We start from the raw sequence: 17,550 nt of genomic DNA on the forward strand, positions 1-17,550 counted from the left end.
ATGCAGGTCTTCCATATCACTGGGATTATCATGAGCCCAATTGTATCCGCGTCTACTTCATGGTAAATTCGACTGTTCCTTGAAGAATCAATCTAAGCGAAATGAATAAGTATCTGATATTAATCATGTTTAGTCTGACGAGCACACATCTTCTCAGTCAGGAAGCCATTAGCGACGGTCCTTATGTTTTCATAGAAGAACAACGGATGTTGGAAAAAAGTGTAGTTGATGGGACAGTTGTTTCCGTAGAATTAGCTTTTAGTTCTTTAGATACCTCTTATACTATCCAGCCTTCAAACTTCAATAATGTTGAAAAAATCGCAGCATTAAGCGACATACATGGCCAGTACGATCTAGCCATAGAGATTCTTCAAAACAATCAAATCATTGATGAAGAGCTTAACTGGAATTTTGAGGATGGTCACCTGGTAATTGTTGGTGATATTTTTGATCGAGGACCTAAAGTCACAGAAACGCTCTGGTTCATTTATAATCTTGAAAAACAAGCTCAAAAGGCAGGCGGACGACTTCACTTTCTACTAGGCAATCATGAATATATGGTACTCCATAAAGACCTGAGATACCTGCATGAAAAATATCCCAAAGTATCCAAACTTTTAAACCTTAGCTATGATGACTTATATGGAAAAAATACCGTGCTGGGCAGATGGTTACGATCGAAACATACAATCATCAAAATAAATGAGCACCTGTTTGTGCATGGTGGTATTTCTCAGCATTTTATAAATGCTGCCGGTGTTGATATTGAAGCCATCAATGAAACAATGAGGAAGTCTATTGATCGAAGTAAAGAGGAAATGAAAGCCACTGAATTTTATAGTACTTACTATGGAAGTGCAGGACCTATCTGGTATCGAGGGTATTTCTATGATCCCATTCCTGAGCAATCAATAGATAGCATTTTAACACAAGTGAAATCTAAGCACATTGTAGTTGGCCACTGCTCCAATGACGAAGTTGTGAGTCGCTATAACAACAAGGTTTTCGGAGTGGACTCTAGCATTAAAAAAGGAGAATACGGTGAAATCCTGTTTTTACTTAATGATGGGTACTATCGAGGCACTAAAAGTGGTGAAAAAATAGAACTAGAATAGCTGGATAAACAAAAAAACCGATTCATTTCTGAATCGGTTTTTGTTTTTAGTAGCGGGGACAGGACTCGAACCTGTGACCTTCGGGTTATGAGCCCGACGAGCTACCAACTGCTCCACCCCGCGATATTACTGCAAAATTAAGTCGCTATTATTTTCTTACCAAATAGAATGCAAAATATACTTAATCATTTTCTATCCTGTTCCAAATATCCAGGTAGATCTTCCACTCTGCATTCACCTTCTTCCAAATAATCACATACTTCCCTTTCCAATCTGATGATTGATCGTCATTGACCGAGGTACCTTCATAGTAGCCATAATCATAGGCTTCATCACCAAGCACTTTGATCTCAACGGGTGTCACTTTGTGATAGGTTGTTTTCCAGGTTCGTTCACCCGGAGGGTTCCAATAGTTGGCAAGCTCCGTCCCTTCCAAAATATCAGTATTGGAAGGAAATATCTTGGCATCCGAAGTATACATCTCTACCACCTTATCTCGCTTTCCTTCCATTAGGTATTGGGAGAATCTGGTGATCTGAGATTTGATAGAGGCAATCTCCTTATCCTGTGCTTTTGCAAGCGTAAAAAGGCAAAGCATTAGTATCGTTAGTCTTATCCTCATAATTTTGTTGTTTCATGGAGGATACGAAAGAGTTTAAGTCGGGGTTTGTAAACATCATAGGCAGGCCAAATGTGGGGAAATCTACCCTACTCAATGCTTTGATGAATGAGAAGATTGCTATAACGAGTAGCAAGGCTCAGACTACCCGGCACAGAATGTTTGGGATTTTAAATGAAGAAAACTACCAGATAGTATTTTCGGATACTCCTGGTGCAATTGATCCTGCATATAAGCTCCAGGAAAAAATGATGGGTTATGTCCGTACAGCATTGGATGACGCTGACATCATTTTGTTCATGGTAGCACTTGAAGACAAAAATGACTATCCCGAACTAATCGAGATGGCTATGCGAGCGGATGCACCTGTGATTTTTTTGATTAATAAGACTGATCAAAACAAAGGCTCGCAAACACACGACAAAACCACTTATTGGAAAGAATTGTACCCAGACCTGGAGATGATGACCATTTCTGCTCTGGAACAGCAGGGAACACAGGAACTTATGGATCGTATTCTTGAACTCCTACCGCACCACCCCGCCTATTTTCCTAAAGATGAAATGACGGACAAAAGCGAGCGATTCATCTGTGCCGAAATTATTAGGGAAAAAATCTTCATGAACTATCAGCAAGAAATTCCCTATAGCTCTGAAGTGGTGGTCACCAGCTTCAAAGAAGAAGAAGCGATCATCCACATAGATGCCGAGATTTTCGTGGAGCGCGACAGCCAGAAAGGAATCATCATCGGAAAGAAGGCTGAATCAATCAAAAAAGTGGGTATGCAGGCCAGAAAAGATATGGAAGCATTCTTCGGGAAGAAGATCCATCTGCAAACCTTTGTAAAGGTGGAGAAGGACTGGCGAAAAGATGACAGAAAATTGACTAGGTTTGGTTATTAATAACCTATCTAGTCATGCGTCAACTTATCGTATTTGCATTCTCATTAAGCATAGCACTCTCTTCATTTTCAAAAGAAAATCCTACAACCGACACTCAGGAACTATCTAAAATTGACAGATTATATTATAACTGCAAGATTTGGGGATTTCTAAAGTATTATCACCCTCTGGTAGCAAAGGGTTCCTTTGATTGGGATGAAAAATTGCAGGGAATGTTGAAAAACACCGCCAATATTCAGACCTACGAATCCTACTCCGAATACATGACACGGTGGATTTATTATATGGGACAAATCAAACCATGTGCAAAGTGCAATCAACCATCTAATGAGGAACCTTTCCTGAAAAACTTTGACCTGTCATGGACGCAAAACAGCAAGTTTTCCGATGAGTTTAGGAAATCTTTAAAGAATATTGAAAACAATAGATTTCAAGGGAACAATCACTATGTTGGTCAGGGTAAGGTGGGTCAGTTTGAGCCAAAAAACGAAAACCCAGACTATGAATTTATCTGGAAAGACGAGAATCAAAGACTGCTTCCACTCTTCAGATACTGGAACTACATCGAATATTTTTATCCATACAAATACAAGACAGACCAGAATTGGGACGATGTTCTGAGGGAGATGATCCCGAAGTTCTTGGAGGCAGACACTAGACTTGATTTCCACCTTGCTATGCTGGAATTGGTAGTGAAAGTAGATGACAGCCATGGAGGATTTATTACTTCCTTGATTGACGAAATGCCATACTTCACTTTTCCATCTGTCCAGTTGGAAGTGATTGAAGATCAAATTGTGGTAACCAAAATAATAGATGAGGCAAAAGCTAGTCAAGATGACTTGAGGGTCGGTGATATTTTGGTGACGGTTGATGGTCAAACAGCTACAAAACTTCATGAATCACACAAAAAATACATCTGGGGATCTAACGATGCTGTCAAAAATCGAAGCATTACGTACAGCCTCTTCATGGGAAAAACAGGAACTGTTCCAGTAACGATTGAAAGAGATGGAGCTACTCAACCAAAAACAGTCACCCTCTATAAGTCCTCTGATCTAAACGCCAAAAAAGATCCGGTGGTGAAATGGAAGCATATTAGCGATTCCATTGGCTATGTGGATTTAGAGCATGTAGTTGTTGGAGATGTAGATGAAATAATGGGCAATCTCATGGATAAGTCTGTCATCATCTTAGACGTCAGAAACTACCCAAGGGGTGTCTACAGAGCAATCTCCAAATACCTAAATCCAACAGATACCACCTTTGCTATTTTCACAAGACCAGATTACAGCTATCCCGGGAAATTTGTGTGGTCAGGAGAAAGTACTTGCGGTAGTGATAATGATGATTATTACAAGGGAAAGGTAATTCTGCTCGTAAATGAAAAAACTCAAAGCCATGCTGAGTTTACTTGCATGTGCTTTCAAACAGCACCAAATGTGACAATCATTGGCAGTCAGACTGCTGGTGCAGATGGCAATGTGACCAAGCTAAGACTTCTTGACAGGTACTACTCATCCTTAACCGGAATCGGGGTGTATTACCCTGATCGGGGCGAAACCCAACGGATCGGAATCGTTCCGGATATCGAGGTGAAACCAACGTTAAACGGAATCCGAGAAGGTAGAGATGAGGTGCTTGCTAAAGCTGTAGAGGTGGCTCAAGAGGAGGTAGACAGACTGCTTGAGCAAGCAAGGCTCGAGGAATTGGTACGCCTCGAACAAATGAGGTTGGATTCTTTGAGAATGGACTCTCTGAGACTAAATATGATGCCGCCAGATACTTTAAAAACAGATTCATTAAAATATGATGACGGTGGGAAGTAATAACATCCGGCTATGAAAAGATCGATAATACTACTTCTCTTAATCATCAATCTTCAGGCACTCGCACAGTCAGAAGAACTCCAATCGATTTTTGATCGGATTGATGAAATTGAAAAGTCATATTCCATCGATAATCCTATCTGGCGAGGTGAGCATCCCGAAAGTTTCCCTTTTCAAAGGATTGAGTCGCAGATTGAAAAAGTAAACCTCCTGCGCCCTTTACTGGATGGGCTGGAAAGCCTATCAGCAGAAAAACTATCCAATCAAGATTATATCAATCGATCAATAAAAATCCTTCAATTAAAGGATGAGATAAGCCAGGTAGACTACAAAATCTACCTGATTCCATTTAATGCCGAGGGAGGCTTCTTCAACTCACCTTCTTTCTTTTTGCCAAATCTTCCATTTGAGAATGCACAAGATTTTGATACATATTTTAAGTGGCTGGAGTCATTTCCGGATTTCCTCAATTACAATAAAAACTTGATGCAAGAGGGGATCGAGCAACAGATTCAGGCTCCAAAAATCATTGTGAAAAATGTGCTGGACTTGCTGGAATCGTGGATACAAGATGATGTAACACTCCATCCTCTTTACACACCACTTCAAAGCTTATCGTCCAGTCATTCATCAGCGGAAAAGGCAACTATTAAAGAGCGGGGAAAAAAAGTAATATCAAATCAAATCCTACCTGCATACAAAGAACTCCACCGTTTTATCAAAGAGGAATATTTACCCACAGCCCCTGAGAAGGTCGGAATAAGTGAAATCAAGAATGGTAAGGCATACTATGAAAACCGAGTAAAACATTTCACCACCTTAGATATAAGTCCTGATTCTGTATATGCCACTGGCTTGGCAGAAGTATCGAGAATTCGAACATTGATGGAGCAAATCATTTCAGGTGTTGAATTTGAGGGAGACTTTGCAGCTTTTTTAAATTTCCTAAGAACAGACCCTAGGTTTTATCCCAAAACCGAACAAGAACTTTTGAATCAAGCGGCTTGGCTCAGCAAGAAAGCGGAAGGTCAACTGCCCAAGCTATTTTCAAACTTGTATTCCCTCCCATTCACCGTGGAGCCTGTGCCCGACGACATAGCACCAAAATATACAGGCGGAAGATATGTAGGTGGAAGTAGACAGCAGAATAAAGCTGGAATCTATTGGGTGAATACGTACAATCTACCCAGCCGTACGCTTTACACATTGCCCGCACTCACTCTTCATGAAGCTGTACCTGGTCATCACCTTCAAATCACCCTTGCATCTGAACTGGAAGGACTTCCCGATTTTAGATCAGGATATTATATCAGTGCTTTTGGCGAAGGTTGGGGGTTGTACGCCGAGTATCTGGGTGAAGAGATGGGTATGTACGAAACTCCTTACGACCTCTTTGGTCGGTATACCTATGAGATGTGGCGAGCCTGCAGGCTGGTAGTAGATGTAGGCCTGCATTACAAAGGGTGGACGAGACAGGAGGCAGTGGATTATATGGCAAACAATACCGCCCTTTCACTGCATGAGGTGAATACGGAGATTGACCGATACATTGGATGGCCTGGGCAGGCAGTGAGCTATAAGATAGGCGAACTCACAATTAAAAAACTACGAGAAGAAGCGGCAGATGCACTTGGAGAGAAATTTAACATTCAACAATTTCACGATGTGATCCTGAGAAATGGATCGGTACCTTTGCCTATTTTAGAAAATGAAGTGAAGAATTACATATCTTCTCAAAAATCAAATTAGCTCCTCGCTTTTAGGTTAACTTCGCGGTTTAGTACTTCAATTTTCATATCCAATAATGGCTAATATTCTCGCAATTGTAGGTAGACCTAACGTAGGCAAATCCACACTTTTCAATCGACTGATCGAAAAGAAACAAGCCATTATGGACAATGAATCCGGGGTGACCAGAGATCGTCATTATGGATATGGGGAGTGGAATGGAAAGAAATTCACTGTCATTGACACAGGTGGGTACGTTGAAGGCTCTGACGATATCTTTGAAGGAGCTATCAGAACCCAGGTGAAGCAGGCGCTGGAAGAGGCCACTGCCATCCTATTTATGGTTGACTGTGATACAGGGCTTCATGGGTTGGATCAGGATTTTGCCAATGTGGTAAGGGAAATTGATAAACCTATCTTTCTGGTAGCCAATAAGGCCGACAATCAAGAAAAACTCTTAGCCTCCAACGAGTTTTACAATCTAGGTATTGATGCAGATCTGTTCCCAATTGCCGCAGCAAGCGGAGCGGGAACCGGAGATCTACTTGATGAGGTGGTGAAGCAATTTGATGAAGAGGAACTTGAAAAAGAGGATGTTCCGAGAATAGCTATACTCGGCAGACCTAATGTTGGGAAGTCTTCATTCGTGAATGCGCTGATTGGCAAAGAGCGTAGCATTGTTACAAACATTGCTGGCACCACCCGAGATGCCATAAACACCAGATACAATCTTTTTGGAAAAGACTTTATCCTGACGGATACAGCCGGAATCAGGAAAAAATCTAAGGTTAAAGAAAACATAGAGTTTTACTCGGTGCTAAGAGCGATACAGGCGCTTCAGGATTCTGATGTATGTGTGGTAATGATCGATGCAGAGACAGGGTTGGAATCTCAGGATATGAATATTATCGGGCTGGCTCACAAGTACAAAAAAGGGATTGTACTGATGGTAAACAAGTGGGATCTTCAGGAAAAAGACTCTAAAACTGCAGATACTTACCGGAAGTTTTTGGAAGAGAAGCTAGGCCCTCTGAGTTACATCCCAGTCATTTTCACCTCAGTATTAAACAAGCAGCGGATCATGCAGACACTGGAGCTGGCATTGACTGTATATGATAACAGGTCACGCAAGATTTCTACTTCCAAGCTAAATGAGATTATGGGCAAGGAAATCGAGAATTATCCTCCTCCGGCAGTTAGAGGGCATTATATCAAGATAAAATATATCACTCAGCTGCCCACACATACGCCAACTTTTGCGTTCTTCTGCAACTTCCCACAATACATTAAGGAGTCGTATCATAGGTACCTGACCAATCGTATGCGTGAGCACTTTGATTTCAGAGGTGTGCCTATCAAAATGGTCTTTAGGAAGAAATGACTTCAGAAGAAGTCTTTTCAAGGTTTGTGCCTCAGGCTTCCGTCAGCTATTGCGTGAAGCTTTATGAGCGTTTTGGTTTTGAGTTTAAAATCAAAAAAGCAAGACAGACCAAACTAGGTGACTATCGCTACAATCCTAAAACGGATAGGCATACGATCACCGTAAACAATGATTTAAATCCCTTTGCCTTCCTGGTCACCTACTTGCACGAGGTAGCTCACCTACTAGCCTTCAAGCAGTACGGGAGAAGGATTCAGCCTCATGGCAAAGAATGGAAGCAGTGTTTCAAAGAGGTTTCCGAACCTATGCTCCATCCGGAAATCTTCCATCAAAGTGTACTGGCGGCACTCAAAAAGTATTTCAAAAACCCAAAAGCCTCAAGTTGTTCCGATCCGGTTTTATATCAGATCCTCAAACAATTTGACGCTGAAAACGGGAAGCTGCTTCTCAAAGAAATCCAAGTTGGAAGATCATTTGTCTTCAATAAAAAAACCTTCGTAAAGCTGGAGAAGAAACGCACACGCTCCGTGTGCCAGGAGGTTGTTACGCATAAAAAATATTTAATCTCAGAACTAGCAGAAGTTTTTCTGCTTGATTCAGAAAAAAGCTATTGATATAATCATTTAGAGATTAAATTTTATTATTTTAAGAGTCTAATCTAATCACTGCTGCTGGTGTTCAGGAATTCAACTATATGAAATGTCCAATACAATAGCAGTTTACAATTTCAAAGGCGGAGTTGGAAAAACAAGCACTACATTGAGCCTGGCACATAGTTGGTCACGTTCGTTCAAAGTTCTTGTGATCGATTGTGATCCTCAGTCCAATTTGACTATGGCATTGACTAATGAGAGTCAAAGCACTACCTTATTTTCCATTACAAAAAAATTATTGCACAACGAGCAGCCACAGATTAGTCCGGTTGAAATTCATCCATATCTACACTTAATTCCTGGCGACTATCGTATGGCTGAAATAGAAGCAAACACCCAATTTATTTCCTTTGGGCACATCATATTTTACAAGCTCCTTTCTATGATAAAGCATAAGTATGATTTCATACTTCTCGATTGTCCAACTCACTTTGGTGTTACCGTGAAGTCGTTTATCGCCAACATCAACAGCATTCTGATACCCGCCACGCCGGGCTCATTTTCAGTCGCGGGGTTTAAAAAACTGCTCAGCTACCTCAGCAGCATCGAAAAAGAGAAGCCATTAAACGTATTGGGGATATTCTTCAATCAATACAGAAAAAACACATTGTTTCATCAGAAAATTGTAAGGGAGGCGGAGCAAGAGTTGGGAAATCTCATTTTGGATCAGCGGATACGAGAATCCATAAGGGTTAGTGAGGCTAACGAACAGCATGAGTCACTATATTCATTTACGGACCAAAGTGTCGTGGCGGAAGACTTTCTTAAGCTGAGTGAAGAAGTGATTGCCCGGATGAATCAGCTGGATCTTGTCGAAGTTTTAAGTCAGATTGATAACCAGGAGGTTAAAGCTAAATAGCGAGTCTTCGCGTGATCAACCCATTGATCAAATCGAAAAAGCGTAGTGGTGGCAGGGTCCTCCATTTTTCTACCTGAAGACTTCCGGACATATTGATATAGTTATCGATGTTATAATTCTTCATCTCCTCGATCACAAACTCACGAAAGTTGATCCCTGCGATCCAACCGTCTTCTACATCCTCGAACCACTCCTCATAGTAGCAATCATCGCTACCATGAAAGTTCATCACATTCTCGCCTATCAAAGCAAACTTATTAATACCGAAAGAGGACATGTGCTCAATGATGTTTCGCTTGAGTTGCATGACATCATTGTTGAGTGCATCGTTCCACTCCCCTATCATCTCAATTGCTGCAAATCCCAAATCGTAATCGGCAAAAAGGATTTTGATATAAAGGGTCTCGGAACCAAAAAAATCCCATGCAGGATCAATGTAATAACCATAGATATTCTCAGAGTACAAATCATAGTTATATTCCTTTCCTGAGAATGGAGACCGATCATCATAGCTGGAATTGTAATATTGATTCCAGCGCTCATATGGGGTTATTGTGTGCACAGAGCAAAGGTAGACGGTGTTGAGACAAACAAAAAAAGGGAGCAAATGCTCCCTTTTAAATAAATCACTGAAAACTCTTATTCAGCTACAAATGGAATATATTTTCCATCTGCATCGCTATAGATTACATAAATCTGACCTGTTCCGGCACCTGGTTCCCAAGTTGCATAAGTAACAAGGTATTTTTGTCCATCTACAGAAGGAACAGTTGATTCTAGATAGCTGGTAATAGCATCAAAAATTTCATCTGATGTCCATAGCCCAAGATCGAAGTTACTGTATTGAATTGCGCTTGCAGATCCATCTGGATTTGAAGTAGCAGTTGCAGCTCCAATGGAAGCATATGCTGATGCATCAAGTGTTAATTTAATGGTGTTGTCTGCAACCCATTCAGAGCCATCATTTGCGAAACTTAATGTTTCCGCAGTAGTTTGGAAATGATCATTGTATAACAACCACTCACCACCGCTAAAAATATAAAGACCTACATCTGGCACATTTGGATTACCTGATCCACCCTCGGTAAATCTATCGTCAAAGTTAAATTGAACCACCATAGTTGTTCCTTCATCCACAAATAATGAATTAAACTCATTTAAATATACAGGCATTTTCTCCTTGCCTTCATCACTCGTACTGAAGTCAATTCCGCTTTCACCGAAGAAATCCCCATATGCTGCATCTGGAAGAATAAATGCATATTGCCAACCATAAGCAACAGTATAAACACCTCTGGAGGTCACTGTTGAGGTACTGCTACCGTCATAATATTCATGTGTGATATCCATAAAATCTCCATCTTCTGCATTCGGCTCCTTAAAGCTTGCATAAGTTGGGATATCACCAGACAAATCGTCAAAACTGCCAAAATTGTAACCAAGATCAGTATATTCCTGAGCTGTAACTGTGTAAGTAAACTCTGTTCCATTCAGATCTGGTGAACTTCCATTATAGAAATTGTAAGTCACAACAGCAGACGAACCCTTTCCAAGTGCAGGAAAGTTGTTATCTAGTACAGCTGGAATTCCTACTTTCACTCCTGCCTCTGAACTAAAACTACCAAAACCCGAACAGTCACATGCATCATCTGCTACATCGTAATCATCATCTGTCAAAGTATAAACCAAATCTTTTGTGATTACAGTTTGCTCTTCAACCAGTTTGATTTCGTCTTCTAACGGCTCGCATCCCCAGAAGCTAACCAAAAGAAGTGCTGCTAAAATTATATTTATCTTTTTCATTTTTCTCTTAATTAATTTGTCAGACTTGATTGGTTAAAATCTAATAACTGCTCCAAGTGTCCATGTTCTACCAAAGCCTGCATACATACTTGAAGTTTGTGCATCGTGATTGCTGCCATCTCTTGCATCAGCTACATAGAAAGTATCAAACATGTTGTTGATATTGGCATAAAGCGATCCTTTGAAGTCTGCAACGTCAAAGTCGTAAGCAATATTTAAGTCCATCAAGCTATATGCTGGAATCTCCCAGGCTTGCACATTTTCTTCTTGTGAAGTTCTGCTAGTTGGATCGTAGCTGGCAAACAAATCAGCATAATAGTTGTAATCCATTCCAACTGATAGTCCTTGCAGTAACTTGTAGTTGAATCCAAATGCACCTGTAGTCTGAGCAGCATTACCAACCTTCAATCCCTGGATGTAAACATTGATCGGGTCACCAAGTTGTGTTCCATCAACATCTCTAATAATTACATTCTCTACGTTGTTATTCCATGTCCAGTCTCCTAATGAAAGCATTCCGGTAAGGCTAAGTTTGTTGTTCACGTCATACCGACCGTCAAACTCTACTCCTTGGTGTAGTGCATTCACTCCTAATACGTTTGCATAAAATACATCTCCGCTAGGAGCTGTCTCTCTTTGCTGAAGCGCTCTGTCATTCCATTGTGTTCTGTAGATATTAACATTAAGGGAAAGACCATATTTTCTAAAACCATATCCAACTTCTGTACTGAATATTTTTTCATGCTCTGCACCTTCGTTTACCTCGGTAGAATTGTCCCCTATTGCAAAAACATTATCCCATGTTGGTGCTTTTGTGAAGTATCCAACATTTGCGTAAACATTGTGATTATCCGTTAGGTTGTAATTAGCACCACCCTTCACCTGATATCCAAGGAAATCCAATTTGTCAGACTCTCTGTCTGGATCGTTGGCTGCATAGCTATAGAAATCAACTTTACTATATCTTGTATTCGATCCCGAAAGTGAAATGAAGGCTGAAAGCTCATCTTTGGAATATTCTAACTGACCGAAAAGTCCAGACCATAAAACATTACCTTCATAATCCCTATTGTATCGATCTCCTACAACCAATGTTGCGTTAGGATTAATTCTATTGTTATTGCTGTCATCAATGATGTAGTCTCCACCTAACAAATCTGTCACTTCATAGTAGTGAATTCCTTTATACGATCTGAAATCAAGACCACCTAGGAATCGGATATTATCAGTCAATTGATAATCTAACGTAGAAAGAACTCCATACCAGTTGTGCGAATTCATCGAGGCTGCTAACCATGCAGAGGATTCACCACTCTGATTTGATTCATTTTGCTCGACATAATAATCAACATCAACCGGGCCATACTGACCGCCTGTTCTCACTAGGTTGTTGAAATCGTTGATTGTCCCTTGAGTTCTTCGTCCTCCTCCTTGTCCGAAAGAAGCATATACTGCAGTTGAAAGTTCCATTTTATCTGAAATCGTCCAGTAATGATTCAAGGACATCTGCGGCTTGTGATAAAAATTGTAAGCAAGATTTACAACTTGTCCGTTTTGATACCCCCAGTCCGGGTTGTATCTACGACCATTAGGATTATTCTCTATTGTTGCTAAAGAACTGTCATGGAATCTCTGTCCGTGAGTCTGCTTTGCTCCTACGATGGTGAAGTTAAGCTCATGCGCATCATTGATTTGCTTAGCGATATTCGCAAAATAGGAATACCCAAAAAACTGGCCACCTTCCATAAAGGTGTTTCCTTGCATTTTCGCTCCTGAGAGAGTGAATGCCCATCCATCTTCATTTAGTCCGGATGAAAGAGAAAATCCAACCTTAGAATATTCATTGTTTCCGGTAGTCATTTTCACAGACCCACCTGCTTTTCTGTCGGAAGCTTTCGAAAGAATGTTAATGGTACCTCCTACTGAAGGCACAGCAACTTTAGATGCTCCAAGACCTCTTTGAACCTGAATGCTGGTTGCTGCATCAGTAAGACCAGCCCAGTTTGACCAGTATACATTCCCGTTTTCCATGTCATTAACTGGAATACCGTTGATAAGTACAGCAACATTCTCATCATTAAATCCTCGAACATTAATTCGGCCATCACCAAAACCACCACCAGCTTTCGTTGCAAAAACCCCCGGAGTTGATTTTAAAATTTCAGGAAATTCCTGACCACCGATTTTTGCCTCAATCTGAGCTTGCTTGATCGTAGAAACTGCAATTGGAGTTTTTCTATCAACCGCAATGGAAGCAATCACCTGTACCTCAGACAATCCAACCGCATCCGTCTGCAGACTTATTTGAGATAAATCTGAGTTTGCACTTATTTCTTCGGAAATGTATCCCAAATATGAAATCACAAGTGTGCTACCTGTCTCTACACTTAAATTGAAAGAACCATTGATGTCAGTAATCACACCATTGGTTGTTCCTTTTTCAATTATTGTAGCTCCAATTAGGGGCTCACCAGTCTCCGCGTCGATTACCTTTCCTGATACTGCAGACTGTGCGAAGGTTACAGCCATACTCAGGGCTAACATTAAAGTCAGTAGAGTTTTTTTCATCTTAAATGGTTTATTTTTTCTGTACTACAAAAGTAGAATCTTCTGAGTAAGAAGATGTTTTTTGAGGTTTAAATTTTCCAAATCCGCTTTAACAAAAAGGTAACAAACAAAATTTTGCAAAAGTGTAGAAAAACCACATTGAAAGATAATAAAAAAAGAGTACTTAAGGAGAGTGGGTACAGACCTACATAGAATCCAGTGCAGCTCTTACCGAACCGTGCTTTTGCAGCAATTCGGCTGCTTCGCTTTCAGCAATACCAAGCTTTTCCATTATCATTTCTACTCCCCTTTTCACAAGCTTATCATTGCTCAGCTGCATATCCACCATCTTGTTTCCGGATACATGTCCGAGTTGAATCATTACAGCTGTAGAAATCATATTGAGGACTAACTTTTGCGCGGTTCCAGCTTTCATTCGGGTACTTCCGGTTACGAATTCAGGCCCCACAAGAACTTCTATCGGGTATTCCGAAACTTCGGATAATTCACTTTGCTCATTGCAGGTTATGCAACCAGTCAAAAGCCCTGCCTTTCTTGATTTTTCTATTGCACCAATTACATATGGCGTCCTTCCTGACGCTGCAATTCCAATCACAGTGTCTTTTTCAGAAACATCATAAGCTTTAAGATCGAGCCACCCCTGCTCTCTGTCATCCTCTGCAAATTCCACCGCTTTCCTGATGGCGCCATCTCCTCCGGAAATAATGCCCACAACCAATCCATGAGGAACACCAAAAGTAGGTGGACACTCAGACGCATCCACGATCCCTAACCGGCCACTCGTGCCAGCGCCAATATAAAAGAGCCGACCTCCATCTTTCATTCTCAGAACGATCTGATCAACTAATCGCTCAATCTGAGGAATGCATTTCCCAACTGCAACGGGAACGGTCAAATCCTCCTTATTGATGTTGGTCAAAAGTTCACTGACAGTCATTTTTTCCAAATGATCGTAATGCGAATCGGATTCGGTAAGTGATTTCTTAATCATACTGCTGATGATATAAAACTAAGCCCGATATCGGGGACTGGACGATGTTTTTGATTAAAAATCCCTGGTCATTTCCAACCTGACGCAGAATATCAGAAAAATAGTATGCAATAGAACCCGAGAAATAATATGGCTCATCTTTATGGGGATTCTTAAAAAAGAAGGCTTCAAAAAATGAGACAAAGGCACCTTCAATCATTTTGTAAATCTCAGGGTGATTTCTGTGCTGATGAATAAAGTGCGAAAACGATGCAAGAAAATGATTGGGCCGGGGCTGATGATAAATGCGCTGAATTACCTCATGAGAAGTGAGGCCAAATTCATTTTGAAAAGCATCAATTATATCCTTGCTGAATTGTTCACGGAAGACGCCCATCATCAGCTTCTTACCTAAAAAAGCTCCACTGCCCTCATCACCAAGAACATACCCAAGAGAGGCACTCACTTTGTTGACATTGATACCATCATAGTAACATGCATTGGAGCCTGTGCCTATGATGCAGACATTTCCAGCTTCTCTTCCACACAATGATCTGGCCACACCCACCAAATCATTATCGACATACATATTATCGCCAAAAATCTCAGAAAGATCAGTTGTAACTTTCTGAGCTTGTTGTTTTGTATCCACGCCCGCAGCATAGAAATAGGTAGGGGTATCTTTTGTTATTTTTTCTCCAAGAGTTTGCTTGATACTAAACTTGAGATCGTCAATGTTATGGGTGTATGCATTGAATCCGATCGTTTCAAACTGATGAATCTTTCCATTCTCAACAACTCTCCACTGGGTGGATGTCCCCCCTGCATCTCCTACGATAAAGGATTGATTACTCATTGGTCTAAATGTTCAGCTAAAGAGATCATAAGTGAAGCAGTAGTTTTTCCAGCTTTTCTACCAAGTTATCATGATTGTATTGATTCAATAATGATTGCCTGTCGTTTTGATTTGGATATCTATCATTTTCGAACACATCTATAATAAATGACCTGATTAAATCGATTTCAGCATGAGCAAACACATCCCCCACATCCTTATTGCTCATTAACTTTCCTAGCTCCCCTTTTCGATCCCCAAGACATAAAATCATTCTATTGGCTGCCAAATACTCAAAGACTTTAAGAGGCAAAATCCAAGGTGAATTATTGGACTTGTTTTGAAGTAGCAGCAACAGATTACACTTTTGGTACTCCTGTATCACCGTCTCATGAGGCAAGTAGCCAAGAAATTCCACTCGATGTTTCAGCCTTTCCAATCCTTGAATCTCATCCATAATTGGCTGAGCAATAATCCCCCCAATCCTGACTCTCAGCCTTTTCTCAAAAGCATCATCTTCCCTGCACATTTGATCCAACAGCTGCCATAGCTGACTGGGATTTCGCATTTCATTCAAAAGCCCAAAATACCCCAGAGTGAATTCTGAGCCAGTAACCTGCTCATTTGAAACATAATCAAGTGACACGCCATTGTGAATAATGCTAACCTCGCCATTTAGCGTTTCGGCAAATGCATCGGTTACAGTAGTCACCATGTCAGCTTCTTTCACAACACTCCGCTCCATCCGACGATGTATTCCTCTTACAAAATCAGACGTATCCAGCTTCTCCAACACATCCCACTTACTCCATGGATCACGAAAATCTGCTAACCACTTGACTCCAGTGTCTCGTTTTACTTTTCTTCCGATCAAGTGAATGCTATGAGGTGGACCTGTTGTGATGATGGTTTCAATTCCTTCTTCTTTAATCAGCTCAATAGCTTTTTTGCTGGCCGACTTAACCCAGAAAACCCTGGGATCGGGGATGAGCATATTCCCCCTCATCCAAATCATGAATTTGTCTTTCAATGATCTCCTAGACTTTTCCAACACGAGTCCTTGCTGCACATTTTTTCTATCCTTATTACCAGTAAGCTTGTGAAACAAGTTGAACGGCTCCCAGATCGGAATTTTTACTGTTTTTACATCTATTACTTTTTCTAAGAGTTTTTCATCCCTGATTTCAAACTGTGGATTTTTAGGAGTCAAAACGATCGAATCCCAGCCTCTTTTCTGCAATTGCAAGGTGAAATTCAACCATCGCTGCACACCAACTCCCCCACTTGGTGGCCAGTAGTAAGTAATAATTAGGATTTTCTTGGATGGCTTCATAGGATCAGGAGCAAATCAACGAAAATAAGATTAGTCAATGAAGCTCAGCTTCAATAAGCTGCTTTATTTTTTCCAGCTGGTTCGGAGAAAACCAATGAATATCATCGTACTTCCTGAACCAGGTCAGCTGCCTTTTTGCATACCTTCTGCTATTTCTTTTTAATAGTCTAATCGCCTCCTCCTTATCATAATTACCATCCATGTATCCAAAAATCTCTGAATACCCCACCGTCTGTAGCGCATTGTGATCCTTATGAGGATAAAGCTTCTTGGCTTCTTCAAACAATCCAGCCTCAATCATCAAATCCATCCTTCGGTTGATGCGATCAAACAAATCTTCCCGATCCATATTCAACCCGATCTTTATCTGATCATAGGGTAATTCACTTGGCTGGCTTTTTCTAAAGGATGAAAAAGGCTTACCCGTAGATCGTATCACCTCAAGTGCTCGGATAACTCGCTGACCATTTTGTCTATCTACCTCATTGAAATATTCAATATCAGAGGCTTTCAATTCCTCCAACAGCGACTCAAGACCATTTTTTTCAAATTCAAGATTCAGATTTTCACGAATCTGTTTGTCAACACTGGGCATTTCGTCAAACCCATCCCAAAGTGCCTTTAGGTAAAGACCAGAGCCACCCACAGCAACCACAGTCCTGTTTTGTCTATGCAACTCCCCGATCCTTTCTATTGCATCTCTCCCGAATTCTCCGGCACTGTACATTTCATTTATAGAGTGAGAGTTTATGAAATGATGCGGTACTGCTTTTAATTCCTCGGCATCTGGCTTGGCTGTACCAATCTCCATTTCTCTGTAAAACTGTCTGGAATCCGCAGAGACAATCTCTGATCCCAGCCACCTTGCAATTTGAATGGAGAGGGCAGTCTTCCCCACCGCAGTAGGTCCTACTATAGAAATTAATATCGGTTTGCCAGACTTTGCCATCTTTTG

General features: G+C 40.8%; 15 protein-coding genes and 1 tRNA gene. 7 read left to right on the plus strand and 9 right to left on the minus strand.

Annotated features, from left to right (window positions below; all coding sequences use genetic code 11):
• Positions 1-101 precede the first annotated feature (101 nt).
• Positions 102-1,115: a metallophosphoesterase gene (locus tag ACEQZT_RS12260; protein ID WP_370089732.1), complete on the plus strand. Its 1,014-nt coding sequence runs from the start codon at positions 102-104 to the stop codon at positions 1,113-1,115.
• A 50-nt stretch (positions 1,116-1,165) separates the two neighbouring features.
• Here the strand turns inward: ACEQZT_RS12260 and ACEQZT_RS12265 are convergent.
• A tRNA-Met gene (locus ACEQZT_RS12265) sits at positions 1,166-1,238 on the minus strand.
• Between the two features lie 58 nt (positions 1,239-1,296).
• Positions 1,297-1,737: a DUF4440 domain-containing protein gene (locus ACEQZT_RS12270; RefSeq protein WP_370089733.1), complete on the minus strand. Its 441-nt coding sequence runs from the start codon at positions 1,735-1,737 to the stop codon at positions 1,297-1,299.
• A gap of 14 nt (positions 1,738-1,751) precedes the next feature.
• Here ACEQZT_RS12270 and era point away from each other — a divergent pair, with 14 nt between their 5' ends.
• From era to ACEQZT_RS12300, 6 genes are all read left to right on the plus strand, one after another.
• The gene (era, locus tag ACEQZT_RS12275; RefSeq protein WP_370089734.1) at positions 1,752-2,636 is read left to right on the plus strand and encodes a GTPase Era; all 885 of its coding nucleotides are present in this window, start codon (positions 1,752-1,754) and stop codon (positions 2,634-2,636) included.
• A 14-nt stretch (positions 2,637-2,650) separates the two neighbouring features.
• A complete protein-coding gene (locus tag ACEQZT_RS12280; protein WP_370089735.1) occupies positions 2,651-4,465 on the plus strand; it encodes a S41 family peptidase in 1,815 nt (604 codons plus the stop codon).
• Positions 4,466-4,477: 12 nt separating this feature from the next.
• Positions 4,478-6,214 carry a DUF885 family protein gene (locus ACEQZT_RS12285; protein ID WP_370089736.1) on the plus strand — a complete coding sequence of 579 codons (1,737 nt, stop codon included), beginning with the start codon at positions 4,478-4,480 and terminating at the stop codon, positions 6,212-6,214.
• Between the two features lie 55 nt (positions 6,215-6,269).
• Positions 6,270-7,574, plus strand: coding sequence for a ribosome biogenesis GTPase Der (gene der / locus ACEQZT_RS12290; protein WP_370089737.1), 1,305 nt, complete (start codon positions 6,270-6,272; stop codon positions 7,572-7,574).
• Positions 7,571-8,188: a SprT-like domain-containing protein gene (locus tag ACEQZT_RS12295; protein ID WP_370089738.1), complete on the plus strand. Its 618-nt coding sequence runs from the start codon at positions 7,571-7,573 to the stop codon at positions 8,186-8,188. The genes der and ACEQZT_RS12295 overlap by 4 nt, the downstream gene beginning before the upstream one ends.
• 85 nt (positions 8,189-8,273) lie before the next feature.
• On the plus strand, positions 8,274-9,086 hold the full coding sequence (locus ACEQZT_RS12300) for a ParA family protein (protein ID WP_370089739.1): 813 nt from the start codon (positions 8,274-8,276) through the stop codon (positions 9,084-9,086).
• Here ACEQZT_RS12300 and ACEQZT_RS12305 read toward each other — a convergent pair.
• From ACEQZT_RS12305 to miaA, 7 genes are all read right to left on the minus strand, one after another.
• Positions 9,079-9,648 (minus strand): hypothetical protein, encoded by a 570-nt coding sequence (locus ACEQZT_RS12305; protein ID WP_370089740.1) that lies wholly within the window; start codon positions 9,646-9,648, stop codon positions 9,079-9,081. The two genes, ACEQZT_RS12300 and ACEQZT_RS12305, sit on opposite strands and share 8 nt — an antisense overlap.
• A gap of 77 nt (positions 9,649-9,725) precedes the next feature.
• Complete coding sequence (locus ACEQZT_RS12310; RefSeq protein WP_370089741.1) at positions 9,726-10,889, minus strand: hypothetical protein; 1,164 nt, start codon at positions 10,887-10,889, stop codon at positions 9,726-9,728.
• Positions 10,890-10,922: 33 nt separating this feature from the next.
• Positions 10,923-13,457 (minus strand): TonB-dependent receptor, encoded by a 2,535-nt coding sequence (locus tag ACEQZT_RS12315; RefSeq protein WP_370089742.1) that lies wholly within the window; start codon positions 13,455-13,457, stop codon positions 10,923-10,925.
• A gap of 184 nt (positions 13,458-13,641) precedes the next feature.
• On the minus strand, positions 13,642-14,448 hold the full coding sequence (murQ, locus tag ACEQZT_RS12320) for an N-acetylmuramic acid 6-phosphate etherase (RefSeq protein ID WP_370089743.1): 807 nt from the start codon (positions 14,446-14,448) through the stop codon (positions 13,642-13,644).
• A complete protein-coding gene (locus ACEQZT_RS12325; protein WP_370089744.1) occupies positions 14,441-15,283 on the minus strand; it encodes an N-acetylglucosamine kinase in 843 nt (280 codons plus the stop codon). Before ACEQZT_RS12325 ends, murQ begins: the two co-directional genes overlap by 8 nt.
• A 25-nt stretch (positions 15,284-15,308) precedes the next feature.
• The gene (locus ACEQZT_RS12330) at positions 15,309-16,595 is read right to left on the minus strand and encodes a hypothetical protein (protein WP_370089745.1); all 1,287 of its coding nucleotides are present in this window, start codon (positions 16,593-16,595) and stop codon (positions 15,309-15,311) included.
• 34 nt (positions 16,596-16,629) lie between these two features.
• Complete coding sequence (gene miaA, locus ACEQZT_RS12335) at positions 16,630-17,544, minus strand: tRNA (adenosine(37)-N6)-dimethylallyltransferase MiaA (RefSeq protein WP_370089746.1); 915 nt, start codon at positions 17,542-17,544, stop codon at positions 16,630-16,632.
• Positions 17,545-17,550: the final 6 nt, after the last annotated feature.

Source organism: Ekhidna sp. (genome assembly GCF_964218185.1).
GTDB lineage: Bacteria > Bacteroidota > Bacteroidia > Cytophagales > Cyclobacteriaceae > Ekhidna.

What these genes read in the sequence shown, in the direction of transcription:
- murQ (WP_370089743.1), bottom strand. Translation starts at nt 14,448, where the DNA reads ATGATTAAGAAATCACTTACCGAATCCGATTCGCATTACGATCATTTG.
- ACEQZT_RS12280 (WP_370089735.1), top strand. Translation starts at nt 2,651, where the DNA reads ATGCGTCAACTTATCGTATTTGCATTCTCATTAAGCATAGCACTCTCT.
- ACEQZT_RS12315 (WP_370089742.1), bottom strand. Translation starts at nt 13,457, where the DNA reads ATGAAAAAAACTCTACTGACTTTAATGTTAGCCCTGAGTATGGCTGTA.
- ACEQZT_RS12330 (WP_370089745.1), bottom strand. Translation starts at nt 16,595, where the DNA reads ATGAAGCCATCCAAGAAAATCCTAATTATTACTTACTACTGGCCACCA.
- ACEQZT_RS12285 (WP_370089736.1), top strand. Translation starts at nt 4,478, where the DNA reads ATGAAAAGATCGATAATACTACTTCTCTTAATCATCAATCTTCAGGCA.
- miaA (WP_370089746.1), bottom strand. Translation starts at nt 17,544, where the DNA reads ATGGCAAAGTCTGGCAAACCGATATTAATTTCTATAGTAGGACCTACT.
- era (WP_370089734.1), top strand. Translation starts at nt 1,752, where the DNA reads ATGGAGGATACGAAAGAGTTTAAGTCGGGGTTTGTAAACATCATAGGC.
- ACEQZT_RS12300 (WP_370089739.1), top strand. Translation starts at nt 8,274, where the DNA reads ATGTCCAATACAATAGCAGTTTACAATTTCAAAGGCGGAGTTGGAAAA.
- der (WP_370089737.1), top strand. Translation starts at nt 6,270, where the DNA reads ATGGCTAATATTCTCGCAATTGTAGGTAGACCTAACGTAGGCAAATCC.
- ACEQZT_RS12295 (WP_370089738.1), top strand. Translation starts at nt 7,571, where the DNA reads ATGACTTCAGAAGAAGTCTTTTCAAGGTTTGTGCCTCAGGCTTCCGTC.
- ACEQZT_RS12310 (WP_370089741.1), bottom strand. Translation starts at nt 10,889, where the DNA reads ATGAAAAAGATAAATATAATTTTAGCAGCACTTCTTTTGGTTAGCTTC.
- ACEQZT_RS12270 (WP_370089733.1), bottom strand. Translation starts at nt 1,737, where the DNA reads ATGAGGATAAGACTAACGATACTAATGCTTTGCCTTTTTACGCTTGCA.
- ACEQZT_RS12325 (WP_370089744.1), bottom strand. Translation starts at nt 15,283, where the DNA reads ATGAGTAATCAATCCTTTATCGTAGGAGATGCAGGGGGGACATCCACC.
- ACEQZT_RS12260 (WP_370089732.1), top strand. Translation starts at nt 102, where the DNA reads ATGAATAAGTATCTGATATTAATCATGTTTAGTCTGACGAGCACACAT.